At 38.7% G+C, this 14,082-nt stretch carries 15 protein-coding genes and 1 pseudogene; 5 read left to right on the top strand and 11 right to left on the bottom strand.

Annotated elements, in window-relative coordinates; translation table 11 throughout:
* Positions 1–62: 62 nt before the first annotated feature.
* A complete protein-coding gene (locus tag PNIG_RS19640; protein WP_089369347.1) occupies positions 63–308 on the bottom strand; it encodes a hypothetical protein in 246 nt (81 codons plus the stop codon).
* 70 nt (positions 309–378) lie between these two features.
* On the opposite strand from PNIG_RS19640, the gene PNIG_RS19635 reads away from it, so the two are divergent.
* The 4 genes from PNIG_RS19635 to PNIG_RS19620 all read left to right on the top strand — a co-directional run bounded on the left by PNIG_RS19635 (position 379) and on the right by PNIG_RS19620 (position 4,650).
* Positions 379–1,149 (top strand): DUF2726 domain-containing protein, encoded by a 771-nt coding sequence (locus tag PNIG_RS19635; protein WP_089369346.1) that lies wholly within the window; start codon positions 379–381, stop codon positions 1,147–1,149.
* A 64-nt stretch (positions 1,150–1,213) separates the two neighbouring features.
* Positions 1,214–1,753: a hypothetical protein gene (locus PNIG_RS19630; protein ID WP_089369345.1), complete on the top strand. Its 540-nt coding sequence runs from the start codon at positions 1,214–1,216 to the stop codon at positions 1,751–1,753.
* A 293-nt stretch (positions 1,754–2,046) separates the two neighbouring features.
* On the top strand, positions 2,047–2,919 hold the full coding sequence (locus PNIG_RS19625) for a DNA replication terminus site-binding protein (RefSeq protein WP_089369361.1): 873 nt from the start codon (positions 2,047–2,049) through the stop codon (positions 2,917–2,919).
* A 185-nt stretch (positions 2,920–3,104) separates the two neighbouring features.
* A protein-coding gene (locus PNIG_RS19620) for an IS3 family transposase (protein ID WP_089369344.1) occupies positions 3,105–4,650 on the top strand; the annotation gives its coding sequence in 2 pieces (ribosomal slippage) (positions 3,105–3,586 and positions 3,585–4,650; 1,548 coding nt in all).
* A gap of 774 nt (positions 4,651–5,424) precedes the next feature.
* On the opposite strand, the gene PNIG_RS19615 is transcribed toward PNIG_RS19620, so the two are convergent.
* The 8 genes and pseudogenes from PNIG_RS19615 to tnpA all read right to left on the bottom strand — a co-directional run bounded on the left by PNIG_RS19615 (position 5,425) and on the right by tnpA (position 10,903).
* Positions 5,425–5,706 (bottom strand): hypothetical protein, encoded by a 282-nt coding sequence (locus PNIG_RS19615; protein ID WP_089369343.1) that lies wholly within the window; start codon positions 5,704–5,706, stop codon positions 5,425–5,427.
* A 123-nt stretch (positions 5,707–5,829) separates the two neighbouring features.
* Positions 5,830–6,639: pseudogene (locus PNIG_RS19610) on the bottom strand (IS30 family transposase); the annotation flags it as partial.
* Between the two features lie 268 nt (positions 6,640–6,907).
* Positions 6,908–7,072: a hypothetical protein gene (locus PNIG_RS19985; RefSeq protein WP_157696016.1), complete on the bottom strand. Its 165-nt coding sequence runs from the start codon at positions 7,070–7,072 to the stop codon at positions 6,908–6,910.
* Position 7,073: 1 nt separating this feature from the next.
* Positions 7,074–7,562 carry a hypothetical protein gene (locus tag PNIG_RS19605; protein ID WP_089369342.1) on the bottom strand — a complete coding sequence of 163 codons (489 nt, stop codon included), beginning with the start codon at positions 7,560–7,562 and terminating at the stop codon, positions 7,074–7,076.
* A 1,101-nt stretch (positions 7,563–8,663) separates the two neighbouring features.
* A complete protein-coding gene (tnpC, locus tag PNIG_RS19600; RefSeq protein ID WP_089369341.1) occupies positions 8,664–10,190 on the bottom strand; it encodes an IS66 family transposase in 1,527 nt (508 codons plus the stop codon).
* Positions 10,191–10,246: 56 nt separating this feature from the next.
* Positions 10,247–10,600 carry an IS66 family insertion sequence element accessory protein TnpB gene (tnpB, locus tag PNIG_RS19595; protein ID WP_255319079.1) on the bottom strand — a complete coding sequence of 118 codons (354 nt, stop codon included), beginning with the start codon at positions 10,598–10,600 and terminating at the stop codon, positions 10,247–10,249.
* Entirely contained in the window at positions 10,597–10,764 is a 168-nt protein-coding gene (locus tag PNIG_RS20245; RefSeq protein WP_244181092.1) for a hypothetical protein, read from the bottom strand. The genes tnpB and PNIG_RS20245 overlap by 4 nt, the downstream gene beginning before the upstream one ends.
* Complete coding sequence (gene tnpA, locus PNIG_RS20240) at positions 10,745–10,903, bottom strand: IS66 family insertion sequence element accessory protein TnpA (RefSeq protein ID WP_244181091.1); 159 nt, start codon at positions 10,901–10,903, stop codon at positions 10,745–10,747. Before tnpA ends, PNIG_RS20245 begins: the two co-directional genes overlap by 20 nt.
* 94 nt (positions 10,904–10,997) lie before the next feature.
* Here tnpA and PNIG_RS19585 point away from each other — a divergent pair, with 94 nt between their 5' ends.
* A complete protein-coding gene (locus PNIG_RS19585) occupies positions 10,998–11,258 on the top strand; it encodes a helix-turn-helix domain-containing protein (RefSeq protein ID WP_086998905.1) in 261 nt (86 codons plus the stop codon).
* Positions 11,259–11,630: 372 nt separating this feature from the next.
* Here the strand turns inward: PNIG_RS19585 and PNIG_RS19580 are convergent, their stop codons facing one another.
* Both PNIG_RS19580 and PNIG_RS19575 read right to left on the bottom strand, forming a co-directional pair.
* Positions 11,631–12,713, bottom strand: coding sequence for a ParB family protein (locus PNIG_RS19580; RefSeq protein ID WP_089369340.1), 1,083 nt, complete (start codon positions 12,711–12,713; stop codon positions 11,631–11,633).
* A 4-nt stretch (positions 12,714–12,717) separates the two neighbouring features.
* Positions 12,718–13,923, bottom strand: a complete 1,206-nt coding sequence (locus tag PNIG_RS19575; protein WP_089369339.1) for a ParA family protein — start codon at positions 13,921–13,923, stop codon at positions 12,718–12,720.
* Between the last annotated feature and the right edge of the window lie 159 nt (positions 13,924–14,082).

Raw genomic sequence — 14,082 nt, 5'->3', positions numbered from 1 at the left:
GCCCAATTAAAAAATTAGGCTTTGGTTTACTTACTTTAGGAGGGTACTACTATTTAACACTGTTACTTATTTTCTTTGTTTTTATCTTTATCAATTTCTATCGGTTTATTCAGCAGCTTGGTTAGGCTCCACGCTCCGATCGCAATGGCAATAAAAGCAGGGATTATATACAAGCTAATCCCACCTTCTTGATATTCTCTGGTCAAACCTAAAAGGCCATAAGCGGCAGCAGCTAGAGCGACCAACATAAGCAGCTTTTCTTTGCCACTTTTAAATTTATACTTTTCAATTAGGGGTTTGTTGCCCATCCCCTCCTATTAACCTTAGAAATGATGGATAATCACTTTAGCCTATATTAATAAAAGGGGGTATAACCGTATGAGCTTAACATTGATTGTTTTTATTATTGCTGTATTTGTTTTTATTGCAATAGCACTTTCTGGGATCGAAAAGACCGGCTCTGGCAGCCCTGACTACACCAAAATAGGCCCTTTATTTACGCCAGCTGAGCGCTCTTTCCTTGGGGTTTTAGAGCAAGCCATTTCTAATAACTACCGTATTTACGGTAAAGTTAGAGTAGCAGATGTTCTTAAAACTAAAGCTACTAAGCAGCGTTCATCTTGGCAAACTGCTTTTAATAAGATAGCAGCTAAGCATTTTGATTTTGTACTATGTAACATGAGTACAATGGAAGTTATTTGTGTAATAGAGCTCGATGATAAGTCACATAATAGCAAAAGAGCCCAAGAAAGAGATTTGTTTTTAAACAATGCCTGCCAGGGAGCTGATTTAAAGTTGGTTAGATTCAAGGCCCAAAAAAGCTATCAAATTGAGGCAGTACGAAACGCAATTCTTGAGGCAACCAACAGCCTATCTGTAAGCGAAGACGTTGGTACGCCTACCTGTAACAAGCTAGAGCTAATCAACAGTGAGCGCCTAACTTCATCAAAGTTAGCGAAAAAGCACGGACTCAAAACTTCGGAGTTCTTGGATAAAATGGTTGAGTATGGGTATTTAACAGAAATCAACGGTACGCATCAGCTAACCGAAAAAGGGTTGAGAAATGGTGGGGAGTTTATAGAAAAAGGCCGCTATCCGGCTCATTTTAAATGGATAGAAGAAAATGTACCGCTATTTAAAATGAAATAACTGTTAAGGTAAGCAATAGGATTATTCATAGCGACAATCGCGCACTAAAAATAAGGGAATTTGAATGCAAAAATTAAAAGGTAAATTAACGGATATAACAGTAAGTCACACCTTTAAAACGAATAAAACAACGCTAAATATATATGATTATTTGGAGATAGACAGCGTAAGGTACGGTAATGTGCAAGTGCCTGATGTAATAAATCGACATTTGGTTGATGGGGTTGGCAAAGAGTTTGAACTTGATTATTTGGAAGTTAAAGATGGTAAAAACTTGAAGCGAACAATTGTTGGCATAACTACTGAAAACGGTAAATATGATCACATACCTGATATTGAGCTCAAGGGTGATTTAACAGCAATAAGTACGCTCTATAACATAAGAACCTTCATGTACTTTATGATCTGGTTTATTGTTGGAGGCTTATTGTCTTTATATTTAAACTTTAAAACTAAGAGTGATGTAGCTGCCTACGCGTTGCTAATAGTCGGATTCATTGTGATATTTATATTTTCTACCAAGGAAAAAAAGCGAAAAGTAGTGCCAATAAAGGAAATATTAGAGTACGTAAAGCAAAGAAAAAAACAATCTGATATTAGATAAAGCGGCACACTTTCCAATGCATGATAGGCTAGACCATCATGCAAAATAAGGGTTTGTAATAAACAAACCCTTAACCCCGAACTCCTTCTCAGCCAACCTCATTGCCTTTTCTATTTTTTCTCTCTTTTTCTCTCTCTTTCTCATCCTAATCTCAGGGCGGGGCCAGCCAAAGCAGTACCACAAAAGTTAATATTAAAAGAACTACATGGTTAACTTCCATTATATTGCATGATGGTCTAGTCTTAGGCTATTAACTGTACTCTGTGCTTTCACAACAAATAATGAACCATACTATGCATTTTATTACTGATCGATTTGATGAGCTGAAAAACAATATCCGTTCTCTCAATACAATCCTCACACATACGCAACCATTGGCCGCCCTTGCCTACCCACTACCCTGCACCTCAAAGGGAATGGAAAGCGAACCGGTTAAATATATTGCAGCAGAAGAACATACCGGACATAAGGCTGTTGAACTCGCGGCTTCCTGCTACCAAGACCTTTACATTCAACCAGGCTATTCACAAAAATCAGCGCGGCGCACTGTCGGCGTTATTTGGCTCTCCCCTGCCCAAAACCCAACAAGCATTACTATCCCTGAGCTGGTGGATAAAATAAACGCGGCAAAAACGGATATCGAAAACCATATCATTCAAACGTATGAAACAAGGCAAGACCGGTTTGAAGCGCTTCGCGCAGAGTGCCCTGGTATTATGACTATGCACCTATATAGGCATATTCGGTGTTATTCAGAGCAAAACATTCAATCAATTCGCTTTGCCTGGCAAAGAAAGGACTCGCTATCAAAGCCGGTTAAAAAAGACCTTTTACTTAAAATTGAAGAGGAATTTGATAGATCGGGGCCTGAATACCGCGTACCTCTTGAGCAATTGATTAATAGAATTAAGCAAACTCCTGGGGAGCTGCTTAGGATACGCCGGCAGGTTCGCGTACAACCGGCAGCAAATATACGCTTTGATGCTGGAATAAAAACAGTAACAGCACCAATGCCTATAATCATAATTCAAAGTAATGAGCTTAAGCTTAAAGCTTTAACTGATTTTGATGCTAAATCACAAAGAAAAATACGATCAGACAAAGCGGTATCAGAAGTTATCGGCTCCTTTGGTGGGGTAACGATTGAGGTGTTTTCAGCTCGGTAGTGCAAATACAATTGGCTAACACAGACAATTATACCAAGAGGTCGCTTTGTAGTGGTCATTAATAATTTACCTTTTCGTAGCAACTCGGGGTTTTGCGCCCATCCCCTCGATATGAACCTCAGTTGATGTAAGTCCCACTGTGTCAGGATAGTTGTCGCTTCTAACTTTTAATAGAGGCAGATAAAATGAGACGTCGATTTACACATGAATTTAAAGTTCAAGCTGTTGAAAAAGCATTATCTCAATGTGATGATGTTCGCTTAGAAGATATTGCGCTTGATTTAGGTATCGGTTATTCAACCTTACAACGATGGATCGCGCTTGCTAAAAACCATGAACTTGAAACTAAAAATAATGGTAGTCACATGACAACAGAAAAACGCCCTCATGACTGGAGCTTAGAAGAAAGGCTTAACGCCATTATTGAATGTGCTAGTTTAGATGAAGCAGCTCTTAATGAATATTGCCGTGCTAAGGGGCTTTACCCACATCATATTAAACAATGGAAGCAAGATTTTGCTAAAGGGCCTTCAACGAAGCCCGTAAAATCAGACAGTAAACAGCTCAGACAAGAAATTAAGCAGCTTCAAAAAGAGCTTAATCGTAAAGACAAAGCGTTAGCAGAAACAGCCGCCTTACTTGTACTCAAAAAAAAGCAGATGCGCTTTGGGGTTTCAACGAGGACGATTAACCCACTCAACTGAACGTCATGAATTGATAAAGCTCATTACAGACGCGCAGAAATCAGGAGCTAGGCAAGCAAAAGCATGTGAGTTACTTGGTCTAACGGCAAGAACAATTCAACGCTGGATTGAAGCTGATGATATGACAGATAAGCGAACGAGTACGATAAAGCGACCACCTAACAGGCTAACTGAATTAGAGCAACAGCGTATTATTAAGACAGTAAATTCAATAGAATACGGACATTTACCACCCAGCAAGATAGTCCCTAAACTATTAGATAAAGGTGTGTGGATAGCATCAGAAAGCTCGTTTTATCGTGTTATGAAATCACATAAATTATTAACACACAGAGAAAAAGTTAAACCAAATAAAAAGATAAAAAAGCCAAAAGCGCTCAAGGCAACACGTGTAAACGAAATTTATACATGGGATATCACATATTTGCCAACAGCGGTTAAAGGTCAGTTTTTATACTTATATTTAGTGATGGATATTTATAGTCGAAAAATAGTTGGTTGGCAGGTTCATGACACACAGCTAAGCACACTGGCGGCTGATTTAATGATAGATATTTGCAGGCGAGAGCAGGTAAAGCCAGATCAAGTCACGTTGCACTCGGATAATGGCAGTCCAATGAAAGGGGCAACGTTATTGGCAACATTGCAGGAATTAGGTATTGTTCCTTCATTTAGCCGACCGTCTGTGAGTAATGATAATCCTTATTCTGAATCGCTATTTAAGACATTAAAGTATCGCCCGGAATACCCTGAAAAAGCCTTTGAAAGTATGGGTAGCGCAAGAAAGTGGGTTAGCGGATTTGTAGATTGGTACAACGATGAGCACTTGCACAGCGGTATTAAATTTGTCACGCCAAACCAGCGTCATTTAGGATTAGATAAAGCGATACTAGCGAAACGTCATCAGGTAAATGAAATGGCGAAATTACAGAACCCAAGTCGTTGGTCAGGAAAATCTCGAGATTGGACAATGATCAATGAAGTAAATTTAAATCCAGAAAAAAAAGAAGCAATGCGGGCGGCATAAAATTTAACTTGATGCGACAACTAACTTGAAAAACTTTGCGCCCCCCTAACTTCAAGTAAAGATCAAAAAATCTAAAACGTTTTGATAAATCCATTATGAGAGCACTTTTGATAGGTATTTACAGCCAAAATCATTATGTAAACCTTTTGAGAATTGTTTACCTCTTAAATTACTGTTTAAAAAATAGGCTTAAGGTTAATTTCGAGGGGATGGGCAACTAGCCCCAATTTTTGCCAGTCATTAAGGGTTCTTTTTTACATAATACTTCCTGTAGAAACTGACGGTATTTTCTATTAATTAAATCCAATCTACTAAGTGTCGTTGCTCGGACGCTTACGATATATCCTTATATTAGATGTATTCTACAATAACGACATTCGTTTAAAAAGAAAACAACCTTTAGCTGCTACATTTTGGTCGCTGTGTAGGCATTGAGGATTTACTTTTACATCACTATTTTGCTGGTAAACGATTATAAAGAAGTGAATTTTTTCACATTTCCATCTCAGGTTTTAACTGGTAAATTCTGTCTCAAATAGCCATTTTCAGACGTTTTCCTACTTCATCTTAAAAGTAAAATCGCACGAAAACCCTGCAACTTAAATTTTGGCCAAAAAAGCCCTTGACCTTATATTTATGTAGTTATAAGCTAGTCCTAGATTTGGTGGGACTTACCAGTTGGCGCTGGTTGCTTACAACATTACATAGATATAAAACCTTCCTAGAACCTACTTTTGTGTCGGTTTTTGTTTTTCTATTGCTTAGCAATGTATATTATTTTTCTTCGTTAAGATTTTGCCTTTTAAATTCGTTAATAACCTGATTCTGTTGTCGCTGTATTAATGGCGTAGCCTTTCTTGCGTATAAATAACTTCCACCAGCGAGAATGCCAGCTATTCCAAATGAAATTGTTACTCCTGGTTGAAATGATCCTAAAGTCATGAATGGTGTCGTTATAGCTCCAATGCCATAAGCAATAGCTGTATTTACTTCATAAATTGGCCTGAATAAAAACTCAACATATCGCCCATCAGTTCTGTTGTACTTGCTACTCACTTGAACACCTCTTTAGTTGACACATCTTGTATGTGAGCTTTTATAGTGAATGTCTTAATATCTATAATCTGAACTTCGTTACTGTAATTTATTTCGCGGATTCAAATCTGAAGTGCATAACGTTTAGGCGGCTTTAGCCGCCAAGTGATCCTGCATCAATTTTGCAGGCGTTTCAAATCCAAGTGTCTTCCTCGGACGATTATTAAGTTGCTCAAGTACTGGTATAACTTGCGCTGCTGTTACCGCCTTAAAATCTGTGCTCTTCGGCCAATACTGACGTAGTAATCCATTCGTGTTTTCATTCAATCCGCGCTCCCATGAATGATAAGGGTGAGCAAAATAAACAGGAACATTTAAAGCCTCTGTGATTTGCTCGTGATAAGCGAACTCTTTCCCATTGTCAGCCGTGATGGTATGAAGCGCTGACCTATATGGCCTTAATAGTTCTATCGTCGCCGCAGTGACGGCTTGTGCTGTTTTGCCTGCCACCTGAGTTGATACAGTGAATTGGGTGACCCGCTCTACAATGGTAACAAGGGCGCCTCGATGACCTTTACCTATGACGGTATCTATTTCCCAATCTCCGATACGGCCTTTCTCATCAACTATTTGTGGACGTTCTTCAATGCTAACGCGATTTTTTATTTGCCCTCGGTTTGTTTTACAATGACTGCGCTTGTGATATTTCTTACCGTGTCGGCGCAGATGTAGGTATAACTCACCACCTGCTTTTTTATCTTCCCAGATATACAGATAAATGCATTCATGGCTGACAGACCGTTCACTTTCTTTGCGCAACCATCCCGTTATTTGTTCAGGACTCCACTTCTCATTAAGCTTCTGGGTAATTAAAACTATCATTTCTGGTGTCATCTTAAGCGGTTTTCTTGCACTTCTTCGGCGAAACAAAGCCCGCTCATGAGCTTGGTTGTTTGTAATGTCTCATTGTAAAATCTCTTGCCGGAGAAAAAGCAGTTAGCTTATGAGCAACTGACCACTTAATCTAGCCAAAACAAGTTATGCACTTACAATTTGATCTAGGTTTTTAAATCTTGGATTAGCTTGCTTATGCGAACACCGTTTATATTGGATTTATTAGAATCGCTCGCTTGAGCTAGGTCTTTAAGGTTGATGTTTATGTATTCACGATCACCATGCACTTTAAATTTGTGAGCTAGTAGAGTTTCGCCAAGGCTGCCCTTTACGCTGGTGGTTGATTTAAAAAAGAATGAGTGTGATCAGTCTTGTACTTGATAGTGGTAGTGATGGTTTTCATTCTACCTGAATGCTTAGTAACTGCTCTTTGTTGGGCTTGAGTCTTTATTTCAGGTGTTAACGATTTTGCTTTTTGTGTTTTATTCGTCATTTTATAACTCCGTTGTTGCTTTAGTATTTAATTTATTTAACAGCTTTAAGCTTTGGTGAATGCTATTAATCAAGGTTATTACTGGTTCTGCTTCACTTAGAAACCTATCAATCTGTTCTACTTCCCAGCTCACGGCTTCTTTAGTTAATTTGAAACAGCTGGTGGTGCCATCTTTATTGCGCTTAATTTCTTTAGCATAACGAAGGGTTTGCTTATCTTGCTTGGCCGCATTGAGGCGCGCCCAGCTGTTTTCGTAAATTCGCCATCTTAAAATTATTCGATCATGTGCCTTGGTAGCGTATACACGAATACTTGGAGCCACTGCGCCTACGCGGGCAACTGAGTCTGGATTGCCGCTTTGAGATATAATGTTCCTATTGGTATCTCGCCATGTAACCCAGTATTCATCAACCAGTGATTCAAGTTGTGAAGCTAGCTCATCCTTTTTAGAAGTTAAATATTCAATAATTTCCAAAACGTCGTTATTCATTGATTAGGCCTCTTGTATCTACAATTTTTCTATTTTCACTCACGAGCTTCAAAGATTGAAAAAATACAGAGGGTCAAAATGCATGTTGTAACTTTCTACCACCTACCGGTGAGTTTTTAATATGCCCAAAAATCTAATTGGGGGCGCTTTGTGAAAACTGCCCCTTATAGGTGAGTACCGCCAAACTGCCCCCAATTAATAGGGGAGATTTTCTTAGTTAATGTTTTGTTGTTTTGAACGTAACTACGGGATATTAGATTAGTAATCTAAAACGCCCCTATAGGGGCGCTAATTTAATTTAGAACCAATTAATTGGGGGCAGTTTTCAATTTTAATTAAGTGTGTTCTAAAATAGCGCCCCTAAAGGGGCGGGAAAGTTTATTCGCCCCATTAATTGGGGGCAGTTTTCAATTTTAATTAAGTGTGTTCTAAAATAGCGCCCCTATAGGGGTGGGAAAGTTTATTCGCCCCATTAATTGGGGCAGTTTATTTTTTAGCTGTGTTTATCGAACGTCCTATTAGGGGCACTTTCATAAAGGCCCACTTATTAATTAGAGCTATTGATAAGTGTAATACTTAATAAGTTTGAGTAAGCTGAAATTAAAACGCTTCCCCACACTTCAATTTAGTACATCAATTACTTTCAATCACCAGACTAGGTACTGCCAGCTTTAATGCAGACAATTCTGCGTATTTACCGAAAACCGACCGATTAATGTCACTTTTAGACCCTTTACTGCCGTGTGCATGCTGCTACGTATTGGCTTACCATTTTCAGGCCTTTTTGTATCACTTTTTAGCTCCGAGTGATTGAGTTGAAAGTTAATTTTAGATGTGTGTAGTTTTATGTCATTTTCATGTCACTTTTGAGCCTTTATATTTCTTGTATGCGAAACATGCTGATTGAAACTTTACAAGTATGATTTTGGGCTTCCCTAAAATTTTCTGCTTTAAAAACTGAAGTGTATTATTTGCGTGAACTATAAATTTAGGAGTATTCAAATGGCTAAGAAGATCATACGAGCCGCTGAGGTTGGATTCGGAACTGTAAGCTTTACAGTCTCAGGAGACGATAAGTAAGCGCGCATTTAAGCAGTGCGCTTAGCTATAATCAAAGTCTAGCTGCACATTCCACGGCATTAAGTCGGTAAAGTCATCATCACCCACATCTCTGCTCGGCAACGTTTTAAATAAATGCAGAAAGTAGTAATAAGTGTTGATGTCATTGGCGCGGCAGGTCATCACAATACTATAAAGTGTGGCGCTTGCCTGGGCACCATTAACCGATTTTGAGAATAACCAGTTTTTTCTACCGGTAGTAAACGGCCGGATATCTCGCTCGGTAATATTATTATCAATGCCTAAATGGCAATCTTCAACGTATCTAATAAGTTTATGCCACTGGTTGAGATTGTATTTTATCGCTTTGCCAATATAACTTCCCGCAGTGACTTTATCACTGGCTTCATCAAGCCATGCTTTGAATTGTAATAATATCGGTAAGGCTTTTTCTTGACGCAGTTGGTACCGCGCTTGGGGGGATAGCTTTTTGTTTTTCGCTTGCGTTTCTAGTTTGTATAATTGACTGATAAAGCTAATAGCTTTATGAGCACGACCTTTGTTTTTTGATTCTGCTTTTAAAGCTTCATCGTATTTACGTCTGGCGTGTGCCCAACAGCCCACAGGAATAATGCCTTCAATACCGTCATAAACACAATAACCATCGCATTGTAAATAGCCTTGATAACCCGCGAGAAATTCTTCTGCGCAAGCGCGGCTGCGACCCGCCTGATAGCCGTAAATAACCACAGGCTCATCGCTGGCTTCATTGCTGCGATAAACCCACATGTAAGAATTGCTGTTAGGGTTTTCACCTTCATCTAACACTTGTGTACGGGTTTCATCAGCACACAAGCTATGCTCACCAAGCAAGTGACGCTGCATGGCTGCTACTAATGGCTTGATAAGCAGACCCGCTTTAATGCACCAATTAGCTAACGTTCCTCGTGATAGCTCAAGACCGCCACGACCCAGTATGTCAACTAAACGATAAAGCGGTAAGGCATCACAGTATTTGCCCGTAACAATCGCCGCTAACGCTTCTGGACTCGCAATACTGCCAGGAATAGGCTGCTTGGGTTTAGGCGCGGTGATTATTTTACTGGTCAGTTGTTCGTGCTCGCAATGTCTGCAAGCATATTTAAATTGCTTGTGCTTAATGACACTCACTTTCGCCGGAATAATTTTCACTTGCTCGCTGTCTTCACTACCGCAATGGTGTAGTTGTTCACCACAGCATGGGCAATCAAGTACCGTTAACGTGTGCTCAACTTCTTCGCGCTCAAAATGCGCCGCTAATGTTTGCTTACCTTTTTTATGATGTTTAGGCGGCTCTGTGGATTTATGCTGCTCAGCTTCGTTGAAGGTACCTCGCGGGGCTTTTTCACTTTTCTTGCCGTATTTTTGCGATTTACTTAATTTAAGCTCAGCCAGTAAATGGTCGATACGCGCTTGCATTTCAACCTTATCTTCTTGCAATGAAATTTTATCTTTTTCCAAGGCATCAAGCTTAGCCTGCATAAGCGCAAGCTGATTTTGTAGTTCGGTGATGAGAATAGTGTCTGGCATGTTGATAGCATGACACAGGGGAAAGATCGTTCAAGTAAAAAAACGATCTGGTTAATTTACATCACCGATAACCCAGATAAAGCCAGGTGCCGAGTTTGATTACTGACTGGTAGCCCCGATAGTAACCATTGTAATTGGCGTTGCTCAATCCCCATAGCCGTGTGTTCATTAGTCTCTTTGGGCCATTGAAATCGCCCTTGCTCTAAACGACGATAATAAAGCCAAAAACCGTTGGTATCCCAAAATAGAATTTTTAATTTATCGCGTTGTTTATTACAAAAAACGAACCATGCTTGGCTTAAAGGATCGAGTGATAGGGTATCGCTGACAATAATACTCAGGCCATTGATTGATTTTCGCATGTCAGTGACCCCCGTGACCAAGTAAACTTGGTGGGTGCAAGGTTTCACAGTACGCTCAATAATTTGGCTAGTGCTTGGTGCGCTAATGTCGACTCGAAATCTAATTGGTAGCCGTTTGGTGTGGTGAGCTTAATCATTGAGGGTTGTGTAAAGGCTTGCTCATGAATAACAAAGGGGATCACCTGTTGCTTTTTAACCGGCGGTGTTTTCACCAAAAAGGCGCTTGCGCCAGGCATAGAAAGTAGATGGGTTAATGTTGTTATCACGACAAAATTGAATGGTAGTTAACGCGCTAGATTGCTGTTGTTCAATGATGGCTTGCCAGTACTTTATTTTTTGCTGTTTTTTCATAATTACCTCAAGTTAATATGCTGAGTTAATTATGCATAGGTACCATTAACATTGGTATGTGGGGTTAATTACGCGCTTACCTTCATATTGTGCTATGAGTATTCGAAGCTTTAGTCGCTATTTTAAAGCTAACCAAGGAATAAGTTTCAAACTATGGCTGAATAATTTGCGTCTAAATCGTAGCCAAGAGTTACTTGAGTCAACGGCCCTGTCTATTACCCATATATCAGAACAGGCAGGGTTTAGCTCAGAACAAATATTTCGTAAACACTTTAAGCAGCGATTTGATACAACACCTAATGCTTGGCGAAATTTGTTTAGAAGTAAAGTAGCGAGTGCCGAACCTCATATTTGAAAATGTTTTATAATTGGTACTGCTATTTATTATAAGTCTTTAATGACCGTTATGGTTACATAACTGACAGTTAAAACTCGCTACGTGCCATCGCTATGACTGCTCATGACACATAGCGGCCGAAAAACTAGCCCAGAAAACTCTAAACTTTATTATCTTGGTTTCATACTTTAGTTTAATTTTAACTTTTTAATATCAACCCAGCAGATATATGAGCGTGAGTCAGGCTAGATACAGTTGATTTATTCAGCCTGAATAACTACAAATAAAAAACACTAAAAACCTTAAAAACAATAACTTAAAACAAAATCTCCGTTGAGGAACCTAAAAGGTATTCACTCATAAATTAGCTATGACTGAATACCTTTATTATTAAAGCGAGTCTTGCAACACTTTAGCAATAGCCTGGTCTAAAGTATCTTGTACTTCTTTTGTTAGCTGTGAAAACTCATAAGCGAATTTTCTACCTTTAACGCGCTTACGTGCATAGGTATTCTTTTTGCTAAAATTTGCAAGTGGAGTAACGATAGCCTGCTCGGTTGGCTTAGGTTTGTATGTTTTAATAGCGTCTGTAACTATTTTTAATACAGCTTCTTTATAATCGTCTTGAACTAATTCACTATTGATATTAATTATATTGCTTTCTATATCCTTTATAAATTCATTTACGTTTTCACCTAACGTTTTTTGTACTGTATTTAATACTTTGTAGTCTGAGTGTGACAATAAAGAAATATCCGGAAACAGCTCAATAATAGCACTATCGATAGAGGCAGCAGTTAGCGCCTTACTTACCTTAGCTTGGCTTAAGCCCATTTCTTCAGCTAATTCAGATTGCGTGAGTTTTTTATTATATTTTTTTTCATAAAGCTGACTTTCTAACTGACAACGCATACCAATTTCACGTAAGTTGTGCTCTTTACTAACTTGCAGCTGCTTAGCTAATGCTTTAGCGTCACCAGAGCTAATATCGTCATCTGTGACTAATATTTTAAATGAGTTAATTTTACCTACTTCAAGCAAAAACCTAGCTCTACGCCTGGAGCCATCTAGCAGATCAATCACGCCATTAACTCTTCGGCCTATAGCTGGGTAATATTGTTGTATACATAATGAGTCTAGATCTTGAAGGGATTCTTTGGTTAGACCAGATTGATCTCGACCATTCACTTCAAATGTGACCGAAGTAAGCTCTTTAACTTGCTGATAACTTAATGTAACAGGAACAAATTGCGCTATTTTTCCTGATTTTAACTTCCAGGATACACTCTCTCCAACATTACTTATCCCTAGATGGGTTTGTAATACATCCATTATTGATAATTTAGAACCAGTGACCTCTGCTTTTAATTGCTTTGCAAGCGACTCTATATTACTTTTCTGTCCTGACTCGATTGCATCTTGCGCTCCGACTGCATTGCCAAGTGGTGATCTTATTCCACGTTTTCTAGCCATGATTTTACTCCTGCTCCTGCTCTTGCTTACGCCATACATTTACAATATCGCGCTGTAGTTGACTTGTTACTTCATAAGCATTTTGCTGTGCCACTTGGTATGACATTTTACTTTTTGGGTACTCACTTTTAGACATATCAAACACCGTTGATAATAAAGATGATGCCTGCCTTACAGCTTCACTATTTTTAAATTCTTTAGAGTATAAATATGGTGAAAAGCTATCATTAAGGCTATTGAGTAACTCCGTTGTTGTTGAACTGTCTTTATGATTTGTAATAAGTATTTTCATGAAGTCATACCCCTGATGCTTAGCATTATTCAATAATCCCCAGACTTGCGGTATATATGAAAAATAAGAACACGTTGCATCTATGTCATTTTCTGTAATTGATAGTGGGAAAAGTACACTGGTTGCGGCGTAGTAAGCGTTATACGTTGCATAGCCTAATGATGGAGGGGTATCTATTATGATAATATCGAATTCATCTTCAACTTCATTTAAAATCTTACTCAAAATAGAGTAGGGCGAACTTAGAGACTTATTAAATACGCCTTCATGAAACCACCCCTCAATACCACGATCTGATTGTGAGGCAGGTAAAATACGGAGGTTTGGAATTGTAGTAGGTAAAAAGGCACTTGAAATAGCTTCTTTTTTAGTTTCATTTTCGTCTAATTCATAGTTTCCCATGATCAGATCGCCTACAGATAAACAACCTTCTTGTGCTGATTCAGGGGCGTAATACATTGATAGTGTAGCTTGTCCATCCATATCAATAAGACCTACGCGATACTCTTGATGAAACTCAGTAGCTAGTCCTGAACCTATTGTTGCACTTGACACTGTTTTACCAACACCACCTTTTTGATTCTGAATCACTATAATCTGTGCTTTCTGCTTATCACTACGTTTGAACTTAGGTTCTTTACGTAATTCAACAGAGAGCGAATCTCTTACTTTATAAATTTCTTCGATGTCAATTGACCACTGTGCATCTTCGTGTCTACGTGGGTCAATACCCAGTGAAGCGCAATACCTATCTAAAGTTTTTACATCAATATCTAAATATATAGATGCTTCAGCTCGCGTAAAACTTCTAAGCTCCTTACGATGATTTACTAAAAGCCTCTGATTGCGTCTTTTTATATAGCGATCAGCGCCTTCCTTTAAATCTTGAAAAATGTGAGTAGTCTTTTCAATGGTCATAGATGAATCCCTTTTTATTTAAAACAAGTGTATCCCTTGTTTTTTGAGTTGTCCATGTGTTTTAGAGGTATTTGATTTTTGTTTTAGTTTTATAATTTGAGTTATTCACATTGAATAATTACCAAAAAAGAAGCCGTAGGTGTTGGCAAATGTGGCTTG

It is taken from the genome of Pseudoalteromonas nigrifaciens (assembly GCF_002221505.1).
Lineage (GTDB): Bacteria > Pseudomonadota > Gammaproteobacteria > Enterobacterales > Alteromonadaceae > Pseudoalteromonas > Pseudoalteromonas nigrifaciens.
The sequence above is the reverse complement of the archived record's forward strand: the minus strand, read 5'-3'. Positions and strand labels throughout refer to the sequence as shown.